At 71.1% G+C, this 12,426-nt stretch carries 14 protein-coding genes and 1 pseudogene; all 15 read right to left on the bottom strand.

All coding sequences use genetic code 11. The features are described 5' to 3' along the window. Positions 1-861: pseudogene (locus Q0L15_RS00020) on the bottom strand (F0F1 ATP synthase subunit alpha); the annotation flags it as partial. 55 nt (positions 862-916) lie between these two features. Beyond that, on the bottom strand, positions 917-1,744 hold the full coding sequence (locus tag Q0L15_RS00025) for a F0F1 ATP synthase subunit delta (RefSeq protein ID WP_296601321.1): 828 nt from the start codon (positions 1,742-1,744) through the stop codon (positions 917-919). Beyond that, a complete protein-coding gene (locus tag Q0L15_RS00030) occupies positions 1,744-2,289 on the bottom strand; it encodes a F0F1 ATP synthase subunit B (RefSeq protein ID WP_296601339.1) in 546 nt (181 codons plus the stop codon). Before Q0L15_RS00030 ends, Q0L15_RS00025 begins: the two co-directional genes overlap by 1 nt. A gap of 65 nt (positions 2,290-2,354) precedes the next feature. Then, entirely contained in the window at positions 2,355-2,573 is a 219-nt protein-coding gene (atpE, locus tag Q0L15_RS00035; RefSeq protein ID WP_296601322.1) for an ATP synthase F0 subunit C, read from the bottom strand. A gap of 77 nt (positions 2,574-2,650) precedes the next feature. Then, a complete protein-coding gene (gene atpB / locus Q0L15_RS00040) occupies positions 2,651-3,487 on the bottom strand; it encodes a F0F1 ATP synthase subunit A (protein ID WP_296601323.1) in 837 nt (278 codons plus the stop codon). Positions 3,488-3,497: 10 nt separating this feature from the next. Further along, entirely contained in the window at positions 3,498-3,659 is a 162-nt protein-coding gene (locus Q0L15_RS00045) for a hypothetical protein (protein WP_296601325.1), read from the bottom strand. Between the two features lie 105 nt (positions 3,660-3,764). Beyond that, positions 3,765-4,238, bottom strand: a complete 474-nt coding sequence (locus Q0L15_RS00050) for a hypothetical protein (RefSeq protein ID WP_296601326.1) — start codon at positions 4,236-4,238, stop codon at positions 3,765-3,767. Between the two features lie 284 nt (positions 4,239-4,522). After that, positions 4,523-5,710: a glycosyltransferase family 4 protein gene (locus tag Q0L15_RS00055; RefSeq protein ID WP_296601327.1), complete on the bottom strand. Its 1,188-nt coding sequence runs from the start codon at positions 5,708-5,710 to the stop codon at positions 4,523-4,525. 12 nt (positions 5,711-5,722) lie between these two features. Next, positions 5,723-6,382, bottom strand: coding sequence for an L-threonylcarbamoyladenylate synthase (locus tag Q0L15_RS00060; RefSeq protein ID WP_296601328.1), 660 nt, complete (start codon positions 6,380-6,382; stop codon positions 5,723-5,725). Between the two features lie 19 nt (positions 6,383-6,401). After that, positions 6,402-7,244: a peptide chain release factor N(5)-glutamine methyltransferase gene (gene prmC / locus Q0L15_RS00065; protein WP_296601329.1), complete on the bottom strand. Its 843-nt coding sequence runs from the start codon at positions 7,242-7,244 to the stop codon at positions 6,402-6,404. 20 nt (positions 7,245-7,264) lie between these two features. After that, on the bottom strand, positions 7,265-8,338 hold the full coding sequence (prfA, locus tag Q0L15_RS00070; RefSeq protein WP_296601331.1) for a peptide chain release factor 1: 1,074 nt from the start codon (positions 8,336-8,338) through the stop codon (positions 7,265-7,267). A 110-nt stretch (positions 8,339-8,448) separates the two neighbouring features. Further along, positions 8,449-8,670: a 50S ribosomal protein L31 gene (gene rpmE / locus Q0L15_RS00075; RefSeq protein WP_296601333.1), complete on the bottom strand. Its 222-nt coding sequence runs from the start codon at positions 8,668-8,670 to the stop codon at positions 8,449-8,451. A 237-nt stretch (positions 8,671-8,907) separates the two neighbouring features. After that, positions 8,908-10,575, bottom strand: coding sequence for a cell wall metabolism sensor histidine kinase WalK (locus tag Q0L15_RS00080; RefSeq protein WP_296601334.1), 1,668 nt, complete (start codon positions 10,573-10,575; stop codon positions 8,908-8,910). Positions 10,576-10,769: 194 nt separating this feature from the next. Further along, positions 10,770-11,141 carry a response regulator gene (locus Q0L15_RS00085; RefSeq protein ID WP_011755208.1) on the bottom strand — a complete coding sequence of 124 codons (372 nt, stop codon included), beginning with the start codon at positions 11,139-11,141 and terminating at the stop codon, positions 10,770-10,772. Positions 11,142-11,233: 92 nt separating this feature from the next. After that, positions 11,234-12,426: transcription termination factor Rho (gene rho / locus Q0L15_RS00090; protein WP_296601337.1), on the bottom strand; the 1,193-nt coding region annotated here is incomplete at its 5' end.

Here is a 12,426-nt window from a genome sequence, read left to right on the forward strand (position 1 = left end):
CAGCGACACGGCGCGGTAGGCCTCGGCCTGCTTGGTCAGGTCGTCGAACACGATCAGGACGTGCTTGCCGTCGTACATCCAGTGCTGGCCGATGGCCGAGCCGGTGTAGGGGGCGAGGTACTTGAAGCCCGCGCTGTCCGAGGCCGGCGAGGCGACGATCGTGGTGTACTCCAGCGCACCGGCCTCCTCGAGGGCGCCGCGCACGGAGGCGATCGTCGAGCCCTTCTGGCCGATGGCGACGTAGATGCAGCGGACCTGCTTGGTCGGGTCGCCCGACTCCCAGTTCTGCTTCTGGTTGATGATCGTGTCGATCGCGATCGTGGTCTTGCCGGTCGCGCGGTCGCCGATGATCAGCTGGCGCTGGCCGCGGCCGATGGGGGTCATCGCGTCGATGGCCTTGATCCCGGTCGCCATCGGCTCGTGCACCGACTTGCGCTGCATCACCGTGGGGGCCTGGAGCTCGAGCGCGCGACGCGTGTCGGCCTCGATGTCGCCGAGGCCGTCGATCGGCTTGCCGAGCGGGTCGACCACGCGGCCCAGGAAGTTGTCGCCGACGGGGACCGAGAGGATCTCGCCGGTGCGGCGGACCGTCTGGCCCTCCTCGATGCCCTCGAAGTCACCGAGGATGACGACACCGATCTCGCGGGTGTCGAGGTTGAGCGCGAGGCCCATCGTGCCGTCCTCGAACTCGAGGAGCTCGTTGGCCATCGCGGACGGGAGGCCGCTGACGCGGGCGATGCCGTCACCGGCGGTGGCGACCGTGCCGACCTCCTCCTTGCTGGCGGCGTCGGGCTGGTACTCGGAGACGAACCGCTGCAGCGCGTCGCGGATCTCGTCGGGCCGGATCGAAAGCTCCGTCATTTGTCTGTCCCTACTCTCCTGGGCTCTCGTGGTGTGGTCTGGGTGCTGACCGGCCTCAGCCGGCCAGTCTCCGTCGGGCGTCGTCGAGGCGGGACGCGACGGTGCCGTCGATGACGTCGTCGCCGATCTCGACCCGCATGCCGCCCAGGAGGGCCGGGTCCACCTCGATGTTGAGGTGCACCGGCCGGCCGTACTGGGTGCTCAGGGCCTGCTCGAGGCGGGTGCGCTCCGCCTCGCCGAGCTCACGGGCGACGCGTACGAGCGCCACCCCTTCACCCTGGGTCGCCGCGGCGACCTTCTGGTACTCCGTGATCGCCGCGTGGAAGGAGCGGTGGGACCCGGCGAGCGCCTGCTCGACCAGGGCCACGGTCGCGGGCAGCGCCCGGCCCTCCAGCAGGCTGCGCAGCAGCGTGCGCTTGTCCTCGACCGAGCGGACCGGGTCGGAGAGCGCGATCCGCAGATCGGCGTCCTCCTCCACGACCTGTCCGACGACGAACAGCTCGTCGGAGAGGCGCGTGGACTCCCGGCGACCGGCCGACCGCACGACCGCGACCACACCGAGGTGCTCGAGGGCGTCGGCGAGGTCGCGAGCCGCGACCCAACGCATCCCGACCGCCTGCGCCACGAGGTCGACCGCGGCGGCACCGAGCTTGCCGTCGAGGAGACCGTGGGCCAGCGAGGCCTTGGCCTGCGCCGGGGTGGACACGTCGGTGACCGCCCGCCGCAGGGCGGGCTCGGAGCGCAGCAGCGCCGCGGCCCGGAAGAGGTCGTCGCCGAGCGAGGCGAACTCCTCGAGGGTGGGCCCGTCGCCGTCGACCCGCTCGCCGAGGGCCTGGAGGGCCTCCGCCGAGGAGCCGCGCAACGAGCTGAGCTGCTGGACCATCAGTTCGCCCCGCCACCCGAGACCTGGGAGGCCTCGATGGTCTCGAGGTCGGCCAGGAAGCGCTCGACGACGCGCGAGGAGCGCTCGTCGTCCTCGAGGCTCTCGCCGACGATGCGGCCGGCGAGGCTGGTGGCCAGGGTGCCCACCTCGGCACGCAGCGAGGTGACCGCCTGCTGGCGCTCGGCCTCGATCTGCGTCTTGCCGTGCTCGACGATCCGCGCGGCGTCGGCCTGGGCCTGCTCGCGCATCTCGGCGATGATCTGCGCGCCCTGCTCGCGAGCCTCCTCGCGGATCCGCGCCGCCTCGTGGCGGGCGTCCGCGAGCTGCTGCTCGAGGTCGGCGAGCTTGGCGTCAGCCTCGGCCTGCTTGGTCTCGGCCGCGGCAAGGCCGCCCTCGATGGCCTGGGTGCGCTCGGTGTAGATCTGCTCGAACCTCGGCGTCACGAACTTCCAGACGGCGAAGAGCAGCAGGCCGAACACCACGAGCGAGAGAACGATCTCGATCGCGTGGGGAAGGAGCGGGTTGAGCTCCTCGGCCTTCGCCAACGGTGCGGCGAGCAGTGCTTGCATGGCGGGTCCTTCCGGTCCTGTGTCGGTCGTGGTCGGACCGGTCAGAGAACGAACGCGAGGGCGATACCGATGATCGCGAGCGCCTCGGCGAGCGCGAAGCCGAGGATCGCGATCGACTGCAGCCGGCTCTGGGCCTCGGGCTGGCGGGCGACACCGCTGATGTAGGCGGCGAAGATCAGGCCGATACCCACACCGGGGCCGATCGCGGCGAGGCCGTAGCCGATCATGTTGGCGGAGCCATCAACAGCCATAGGGATCACGGCTAGTTTCCTTTCGGGTTACTTGCTACTTCGGGTGGAGTGGAGATCTGGGGTGGAGCCGGTGGAGCCGGTGGAGCTCAGTGCTCGTCCGCGATCGCGCCGGAGATGTACATGGCGTTGAGGAGGACGAAGACGTAGGCCTGCAGGAACTGGATCAGCACCTCCAGGAACGCCACGGCGATGAACAGCAGCCAGGCGAGGACGCCGACCGGGGCGTACTGGGCCGACATCTCGGTGACGAGGTACTCGCCGCCGAGCGCGAACAGGATCAGCAGCAGGTGGCCGGCGAACATGTTGCAGAACAGACGGAGGGCCAGCGTGACCGGCCGGACCAGGATGTTCGACATGAACTCGAGCGGGATCAGCAGGATCAGCATCGGGCCGCCGATGCCGCCGGGGACCGTCTGCAGCTTGAGGTAGCCCAGGACGCCGTGGCGCCGCATGCCCGCGATGTTGTAGATCAGCCAGCTCAGGATCGCGAGGCCGTAGACCATGCCCGATCGCGAGAACGTCGGGAACTGGATGAACGGGATCGTCGCGAACAGGTTGTTGAGCAGGATGAAGAAGAAGAGCGTGAAGAGGTAGGGCACGTAGCGCGCGAAGTCGTGGCCGCCGATGATGTCGCGGCCCATCGAGTTGCGGACGAAGCCGTAGGCCTCCTCGCCGACGAACTGCAGCCGGCTCGGCACCATCTGCTGCTTGCGCGCCGCGGCGTAGAAGAACGCGAAGACCAGGATCGCCGCGAGGACGATCTGGAGCATCGGCTTGGTCACGCCGAGCACGAAGGTCTGGCCGAACATCTCGAAGGTGTCGTGACCACCACCGATCGCCGGCAGGTCGAAGTCGTGGGGTCCGGGCGGGGTGAACCCGTCGCTACCCTCGGCGGTGCGCACCACGGATGCTGCGAAAGTCACCGGTTCTCCTCTACGTGTCGTGCTCGTGTGGCTGCGCGCGGTTGAACCGGGCGAAGGTCAGGTAGATGCCGAGTCCAGCGCCGATCAGGATGCCCACCGCGACCAGGAAGCTCGTCCCCAGCCAACGGTCGACCAACCAGCCCAGGAAGCCGTACAGCGCGACCCCGGACACGATGTACCCGAAGGCGTGCCAGGGGTCCCCCGACGGTTGTTCCTGAGTCCCAGGCGGCGGATCCTGTCGACTCATTGCGCCCCGGACGATAGCAGCAGCAGCCGGTCATCGTTCACCCGCCCGGACAGCCGTGGACGCGGGGCCCGCCGGGCGCAGCTCGTACACGGGGATCCGCACCCGGGTCGCGAGCACGACCTGGAGCGTGATCCAGCCCGCCGTGCCGGCGATGACGGCACCGGCCAGCCAGGCCCGGTCGAGGGTGTCGTCGAGGGCGCCGGAGCGTGAGAGCGCGGCGAAGAACACCGCCATCACCACGACCTGGAGGGTGTAGGTCAGCAGCGCGATCAGCAGCGAGGCGGCCGGCAGGATCCGGGCCACCTCGTTGACCGCGAACGACCCGCCGGCGAAGACGAGCACGACGAGCGCGGTGCCGACCAGGGCACCGAACGACGCGGACGACCCGGCGACCAGGGCACCGACGACGGCGAGCGCGAGACCCGCGGCGAGCGAGCCGGCGGTCGCGCCCAGGAGCACACGGGACCCCGGGTTGCGGGTGACCTGGTTCGTCTCGGTCGTCATGGGTGGCGGCCGTCCTGGGAGGCGAATTTCGGGGCCGTCGCGAGCGGTGCAGCGACGCTTGTGAAAACTAACACAAAGTCCCGGAGCGTCGAAAACGGAACGATCCAATGCCGCCAGGGCGCTGCTGGACACGACGGGCGAACGCGAGCGGCGTGCGGTGCGAGCGGTGGCGGGGCTGCCGAGAGAAGGCGTGGCGGGTCACTCCGACCGAGGCACACGCAGCCAAACGCTCCACCGGTCGCCGCGCGCCGCGCGGCCGCGTGGCTTGTCCGGCAGGGCCCGTGTCAACCGACCCCTTCTCCTGGGTCCCCGGGCCCGACCGGTTCGACCGCCGCGACCGGCCCCTCGAACGGCCGCGGACGATGGAGCTTGGGCAGCACGAACGTCACCCCCACGGTGAGTGCCGCCATCGCGGAGACGGACACCCACATCCACAGCTCCTCGCTGTACAGGCTCATCAACACGGTGCCGAACGCGACGAGGGCGGCCCACATCCACATGATCACCACCGCCCGGCGGTGGGAGTGGCCGATCTCGAGCAGCCGGTGGTGCAGGTGCTGCTTGTCGGGTGCGAAGGGAGAGCGGCCCGCGCGGGTGCGGCGTACGACCGCGAGCACGAGGTCGAGGATCGGGATGACGAGCAGGGAGACCGGGAGCAGCAGGGGCAGCAGGGTCGGCACGAAGCTCGCGCGGGAGCCGGCCGCGCCGGCGCTGATCTGGTTGGGGTCGAACTGCCCGCTCAGCGTCACGGCGCTGGCCGAGAGCACGAGACCGAGCAGCATCGACCCGCTGTCACCCATGAACAGGCGCGCCGGGTGGAAGTTGTGGGGCAAGAACCCCGCGCACGCACCGGCGAGCGAGGCGCTGAGCAGCGCTCCGGTGGTCGCGAGCGTCACGTTGTTGATGTCGGAGAGCTGGTAGCAGTAGACGAAGAACGCCAGCGCTCCCACCCCCACCACGCCCGCGGCCAGCCCATCGAGCCCGTCGACGAAGTTCACGGCGTTGACGGTCGCGACCACGATGAACCCGGTCAGCAGCGCACCCTGGGCAGGGTCGATGGTGACCTGGACGCCGTCGCCACCGGGGAAGAAGACGTACTGGATGCCGAAGGCGATCAGGAACCCTGCCGCGAGCACCTGGCCACCGAGCTTCGTCAGCGCGTCGAGCTCGAAGAGGTCGTCCAGGACGCCGACGGCGCAGATCAACGCCCCGGCGATCAGGACCACGCCGGCGTCGCGGAACACGAACGGGTCGCTCTGCGAGAGGAACGGCAGCTGGCGCGCCACCAGGTAGGCGGCGACCAGGCCGCCGAGCATCGCCAGACCGCCCAGGTACGGGATCGGCACCGCGTGGACGTCGCGGTCGCGCACCTTCGCGACCGCGCCGGTCCGCAGGGCGATCTCGCGCGCGATGACCGTGAGCAGGTAGGTCGTCGCAGCGGCGATGAGGAAGACGAGGAGGTACTCCCGCACGGCCCCGCTTCCTCAGCCCTCGTCGGTGAGCGTGGCGCCGAGCGGCTCGAGCACCTCGTTGAGCTGCTCGAGGGAGAGCGCACCGAGCCGCAGCACCCGTCCCTGGGTGCCGGTCACGTCGACGATCGTGGACGCCTCGCCGCCGGGCGCGGGCCCGGCGTCGACGATGACGGCGACGTCGTCACCGAGCATCTCCGCCGCCTGGTCGGCGTCGGTCGCGGCCGGCATCCCGGTCTTGTTGGCCGAGCTGACGGCCAGCGGTCCGGTGCGCTCGAGGATCTCGCGGGCGACCTCGTGGTCGGGCATCCGCACCGCGACGGTGCCCCGGGTGTCGCCGAGGTCCCACTGCAGGGAGGTCTGCTGGTGGCACACCAGCGTGAGCGGGCCGGGCCAGAACGCCTCGACCAGCGCGCGGGCGTAGCCGGGCACCCGCACGGCCAGCGCGTCGAGCGTCGTCGCGGCGCTGATCAGCACCGGCGGCGGCATCTCGCGGCCGCGCCCCTTGGCCGCGAGCAGCCCGCGGACCGCGGCGGGGTCGAAGGCGTCGGCGCCGATGCCGTACACGGTGTCGGTGGGGAGCACGATCAGCTCGCCTCGCTGCACGGCCAGGCTGGCGGCCTCGACCGCCTCCTCGCGCTCCTCGTCGGTGCCGGTGGCGTAGCGCGCGCTCACTGCTGGGACCTCACACGGGTCATCGTGCCAGCCGCGCCGTCGTGAAGCGCGCGCGGCCCGCCAGGTCGTCGTGGTCGCGCACGTCGCTCCAGCGACCGCTCGACGCGAACACGGCGGGCGCGGACTCGCCCTGGACGTCGGCGTGCTCGAAGCTCACCACTCCCCCGGGCCGCAGCAGCTGTGCCGCCCGACGCTCGAGCACGCGGATGGCGTCGAGCCCGTCGGCGCCGGAGAACAGCGCGAGGTGCGGGTCGTGGTCGCGCGCCTCGGGCGCGACCGACTCCCACGCGTCGAGCGGGATGTACGGCGGGTTGCAGGTGACGACGTCGACACTGCCCAGCAGGTCGTCGAAGGCGGTCGCCATGTCGCCCAGGCGCAGGTCGACCGAGGTGGCGGCCAGGTTGCGTGCGGCCCAGTGGTGCGCCGCCTCGTCGAGCTCGACGGCGTGGACGATCGCCGCCGGCACCTCGTCGGCGACGGCGCGCGCGACCGCGCCCGAGCCGGTGCAGAGGTCGACGACGACGGGCGCCTCGAGCGCCGAGGCCTGCTCGATCGCCCAGCCGGCGAGCAGCTCGCTCTCGGGCCGCGGGACGAACACGCCCGGCCCGACCTCGAGCTGGACGTAGCGGAACCCGACGGTGCCGGTGAGGTGCTGCAGGGGTTCGCGAGCCGCGCGGCGAGCCACGAGGGCGTCGTACTCCTCCAACGCGGAAGGTGCGACGTCCTCCACGAGCGCCAGGCCGGAGAGCGTGGTGCCGAGGACGTGCGCCAGCAGCGCAGCCGCGTCGTGCTCGGGGCTGGCGACACCGGCCTGCTGCAGCCGCTGGCTCGCCGCCGCCAGGACGGCCCGTCGCTGGTTCACGGCCGGTTCCACTCCTGGGCTCACTGCTCGAGCGCGTCGAGGCGGGCGGCGAGGTCGGCCTCGACACAGGAGTCGAGCACCGGCTGGAGGTCGCCGTCGAGCACCTGGTCGAGGTTGTAGGCCTTGTAGCCGGTGCGGTGGTCGGAGATCCGGTTCTCCGGGTAGTTGTACGTGCGGATGCGCTCGGACCGGTCGACGGTGCGCACCTGGCTGCGCCGGGCCTCGCCCGCCTCGGCGTCGGCCTTCTCCTGCGCGGCGGCGAGCAGCCGGGCGCGCAGGATCCGCATGGCCTGCTCGCGGTTCTGCAGCTGGCTCTTCTCGTTCTGGCAGCTGACCACGATGCCGGTCGGCACGTGGGTGATGCGGACCGCGGAGTCGGTGGTGTTCACGCTCTGACCGCCGGGTCCGCTGCTGCGGAAGACGTCGATGCGCAGGTCGTTCTCGTCGATCTGGACATCGACCTGCTCGGCCTCGGGCATCACGAGGACACCCGCGGCGCTGGTGTGGACCCGGCCCTGGGACTCGGTGACCGGCACCCGCTGCACGCGGTGGACGCCGCCCTCGAACTTGAGGAGGGCGTACGGCGCCTCGCCCGGCTCGGGCGTGCCCTTCGCCTTGACCGCCACCGTGACCGACTTGTAGCCGCCGAGGTCGGACTCGGCGGCGTCGAGGATCTCCACCTTCCACCCGCGGCCCTCGGCGTAGCGGGTGTACATGCGCAGCAGGTCGCCGGCGAACAGCGCCGACTCCTCCCCGCCCTCGCCCGACTTGACCTCGAGGATCGCGTCCTTGTCGTCGGCCGGGTCGCGCGGGACCAGCAGCCGGCGCAGCCGCTCCTCGGCGTCGTGGCGTCGCGCCGTCAGGCTCTCGGCCTCCTCGGCGAACCCGGGGTCCTCCGCCGCGAGCTCGCGCGCGGCCTCGAGGTCCTCGTCGAGTCGCTGCAGCTCGCGGTAGGCCCCGATGACGGAGGAGAGCGCGGCGTAGCGCTGGTTGAGCTGCTTGGCCAGCCGGGCGTCCGCGTGCGTCTCGGGTGCACCCAGCCGCTGCTCGAGCGCGGCATGCTCGGCGAGCATCCCTTCAACGGCTTCGAACATCGATGTTCCTTCGGGTGGTGAAGCACCCGGAGCCACGGCTGTGGTCCCCGGGACAAGACACAGGCGCCGGCCGCCCGCGCGTGAGCGGGGCGACCGGCGCCTGGACGACGCTACTTCTTGGCGTCAGCGGCCTTCTTGTAGCGAGCCTCGAAGCGGGCGACGCGACCGCCGGTGTCGAGGATCTTCTGCTTGCCGGTGTAGAACGGGTGGCACTGCGAGCACACGTCGGCGTGGATCGTGCCGGAGGTCGCGGTGCTGCGGGTGGTGAACGACGCGCCACAGGTGCAGGTCACCTGGGTCTCGACGTACGCCGGGTGGATGTCCTTCTTCATGGTGTCCTCTCCTCGGCCGCCGGGTCGCCACTCCCATCGAGTGACGTGAACCGGAGCCAGCACACGATTGTGTCATGGCTCCCAACGCCGTGGTAATCGAGGATGTTCCCGAGCGGAGGCCTGAGAGCGGCGGAGCCGATCACAGGCCGGAGCGAGCCGGGCGTCCGAGGAACGAGGACGCCACCGGGCCACACCGACACGAGCTGCGACGCAGGCACCCGGTCGCGCCGAGCGAGGTCAGCTCCGTCGCGGGAACGCGGGGACGATGCGCGGGAGACCGTCCTCGGGAGCCTCGTCCGGCACGACCCGCAGCGGCGCACCCGCCGGAGCCGGTTCCCCCGCGCGGGCGGTCTGCGACGCCTGAGCGGCCTCCGCCTCGACGATCTCGTGCGGCAGCGGCGGTGGCACGCCTTCGCCGTGCAGGCGCAGTCGTACGACGACGGTGGTGCCCTCGCCCTCGCGCGACTCGATGACGACGTCGCCGGAGTGCCGATCCACGATCGTCTGCATGATCCGCAGGCCCAGGCCGGTGCCGGCGATCTCGTTGGTGACCGCGTTGGACGCCCGGAAGAACCGGGTGCCGAGCCGATCGATCTCGTCGGCGGGGATCCCGATGCCGCGGTCGCTCACAGCGACCTCGACCTCACGGGCGCGCACCGTCATCGTCACCTCGACGTCGCCCTGGTCGTGGCTGAACTTCACCGCGTTCGTGAGCACGTTCAAGAACGCGCGGTGCAGCATGGCCCGGTCCGCGAGCACCGGGACCACGTGGTCAGGCCCGGAGACCGTGAGGTGGATCCCACGGCGCGCAGCGGTGATGCGTACGTCGGTCACCGCCTCCCGGAGCAGGAGCGAGAGGTCGACGGGCTCCATCTCGCTTCCCCGGCCCTCGGCACGCGAGAGGGCGAGCAGGTCGTCGATGAGCGCCTTGAGCCGGGTCACGTTGCGCCGCGTCGCCTCCAGCATCCGCTCGTGGCGCGGCTCCATGCGATCCTCGAACTCCTCGGCCACCAGCTCGAGGTAGCCACTGATCGTCGTCAGCGGGGTTCGCAGCTCGTGGGAGACGTTGGAGACGAAGTCGTCGCGCGCCGTGTCCAGGCTGCGCAGCTCGCTCTGGATCCGGCCCTCCACCGCCTGGGCCCGCCGCTGGGCGTCGGCGAACGCGTTGAGCGCGGACGCGACCGCGCGCACCTCCTTGGGCCCACGCTCCTCGGCGCGGGCGTCGGGATCCTGGCCGGCCATCCGCTGCACGACGGTCTCGAGGGCGAGCAGCGGCTCGGAGAGCTCGCGCAGCAGCCCGCGCCGGGCCCGCGAGATCACGTACCACGCGGCCGCGGCCAACAGCACGACCGCGAGCACCGTCCCCTTGAGCCGGAAGGACGCATCGGTCCGGGCCTGGCGGACCCGGCTGTCGAAGGCCTGCGAGCTCACCTGGTGGGCGCTGCGGACGGCGTCGAAGCTCGTGGTCCCCGCACGGGCCTGCTGGGCGGTGGGGCGAGTGCGCCCCGGGCTGTCCATCACCGGCTGCGCATATTTCTCGATCCACTGTGCAGCGGCCCGCTCCTGACGCACCACGAGCACCTCCAGCTCGTCGTCGCCGGCCGCGAAGCGGCGGACCTTCTGCTGGTCGGCCGGGAAGCGCACCAGCGCCTGGGCGAACCGATCGGCCGCCGCCTGCTGCCCCGATGCGGTCCACGACTCCACGGCCGCTGACATGTCGGTGAGATCCTGGTAGACGTCCTGGTTGGCCGCGGCGGCGGGCTGGAGGTCGTCGGTCAGTCGGTTGACCGCGGTCGTGGAGAGCAGCACGCCGATGACGGCGATCACCGCCATCAGGGCCGCCATCGCCGCGACCCGCACGATGACCGGCTGGACAAGCCGTGCGACCGGACGCCCCCCACTCATGCGGGCACGCAGCCCTGGAAGGCCCGCTGGCTGCGCTCACTCATGCGCACACTCGCTCGCTCATGGCTCGACCACACACCCCCCGCACGTCCCCACGGACGCGCCGATCCCAGCAGTGCCCCCGCACGGCTGACCCGAGGGTAGCGCCGGACCAGGGTCCGGCGGACCGGATTGGCGCAGCCGGGCCTGCCCGTTCAGACCGAGCGGGTCAAGAGCGCCTGCACGCGCGAGGCGAGCTCGCGCGGGCTGAAGGGCTTGGTGATGTAGTCGTCGGCACCGGAGTCGAAGCCGGTCTCGACGTCGGACTCCTGGGCCCGCGCGGTCAGCAGGATCACCGGGAGGTCGGCCAGCGCCGGATCGGCCCGGATCGCCCGGATCGCGTCGAGGCCGGACACGCCGGGCATCATCACGTCGAGGACGGCGAGGTCGGGTCGCTGGGCCTGACACGCCTCGATCGCGGCCGCCCCGTCGGAGACGGCCACCACGTCGTGACCGAGCGTCGACAGCTTGAACTCGACGAGCTCGCGGATGTCGACGTCGTCGTCAGCGACCAGGATCCGAGCCACTCAGGTCCCCTTCCTCGGGCAGGTGCGTGCGCAGCCTATCGGGCGTCGCGCTCGCCGAAAGCCTATGCCAGTGACGCGGTCCTGTCCGGCAGTCAGTCCTCACGGCCGCCGTTCGCTGTCGGCGTGGTCTTCTGGACCTGCATCAGGAACTCGATGTTGGTCTGCGACTTCTTCAACCGCTCGAGGAGGAGCTCGAGCGCCTGCTGCCCCTCGAGGCTCGACAGGACCCGGCGCAGCTTCCAGACGATCGCCAGCTCCTCCTGCCCCATGAGGAGCTCCTCGCGCCGGGTGCCGGACTGGACCGCATCGATCGCGGGGAACAGCCGCTTGTCCGCGAAGTCGCGGCGCAACCGGATCTCCATGTTGCCGGTCCCCTTGAACTCCTCGAAGATCACCTCGTCCATCTTCGAGCCGCTCTCGATGAGAGCCGTCGCGAGGATGGTCAGCGAGCCGCCGTTCTCGATGTTGCGCGCAGCACCGAAGAACTTCTTCGGCGGGTACAGCGCCGCCGAGTCGACGCCACCGGACAGGATGCGGCCGCTGGCGGGGGTCGCGAGGTTGTACGCGCGGCCCAGGCGGGTGATGCCGTCGAGCAGGACGACCACGTCGTGACCGAGCTCGACCAGCCGCTTGGCCCGCTCGATGGCGAGCTCGGCGACCATCGTGTGGTCCGAGGCGGGCCGGTCGAACGTCGAGGAGATGACCTCGCCCTTGACCGAGCGCTCGAAGTCGGTGACCTCCTCGGGACGTTCGTCGACGAGGACGACCATGAGGTGGCACTCGGGGTTGTTCGTGGCGATCGAGCTCGCGATCGACTGCATGATCATGGTCTTGCCGGCCTTGGCCGGCGAGACGATCAGGCCGCGCTGCCCCTTGCCGACGGGCGCCGCGATGTCGATCACGCGACCGATCAGGTTGCCGGGGTCCGTCTCGAGGCGGAGCCGCTCGGTCGGGTACAGCGGCGTGAGCTTGGCGAACTCGACCCGCCCCTTGGCGATCTCGGGGTCCGCGCCGTTGACGCTGTCGATGCGGACCATCGGGTTGAACTTCTCCTTGCGCTCGCCCTCGCGGGGCTGGCGCACCTGGCCGACGAGCGCGTCGCCGCGGCGCAGGCCGAACTTGCGCACCATCGACAGCGAGACGTACACGTCGTCCGCACCGGGCAGGTAGCCGCTGGTCCGCACGAACGCGTAGTTGTCGAGCACGTCCAGGATGCCGGCGGCCGGCACCAGCACGTCGTCCTCGAGGATCGTCGTGTCGGGCTCGTTGCGCTGCCCGGGCGCCG

The organism is Nocardioides sp. (genome assembly GCF_024509035.1).
In the GTDB taxonomy this organism is placed as follows: Bacteria; Actinomycetota; Actinomycetes; order Propionibacteriales; family Nocardioidaceae; genus Nocardioides.

Bases quoted from the DNA above. Each gene is read 5' to 3' on its own strand.
- Q0L15_RS00025 (WP_296601321.1), bottom strand. From the start codon at position 1,744: ATGGTCCAGCAGCTCAGCTCGTTGCGCGGCTCCTCGGCGGAGGCCCTC.
- Q0L15_RS00050 (WP_296601326.1), bottom strand. From the start codon at position 4,238: ATGACGACCGAGACGAACCAGGTCACCCGCAACCCGGGGTCCCGTGTG.
- prfA (WP_296601331.1), bottom strand. From the start codon at position 8,338: ATGTTCGAAGCCGTTGAAGGGATGCTCGCCGAGCATGCCGCGCTCGAG.
- rpmE (WP_296601333.1), bottom strand. From the start codon at position 8,670: ATGAAGAAGGACATCCACCCGGCGTACGTCGAGACCCAGGTGACCTGC.
- Q0L15_RS00080 (WP_296601334.1), bottom strand. From the start codon at position 10,575: ATGAGTGGGGGGCGTCCGGTCGCACGGCTTGTCCAGCCGGTCATCGTG.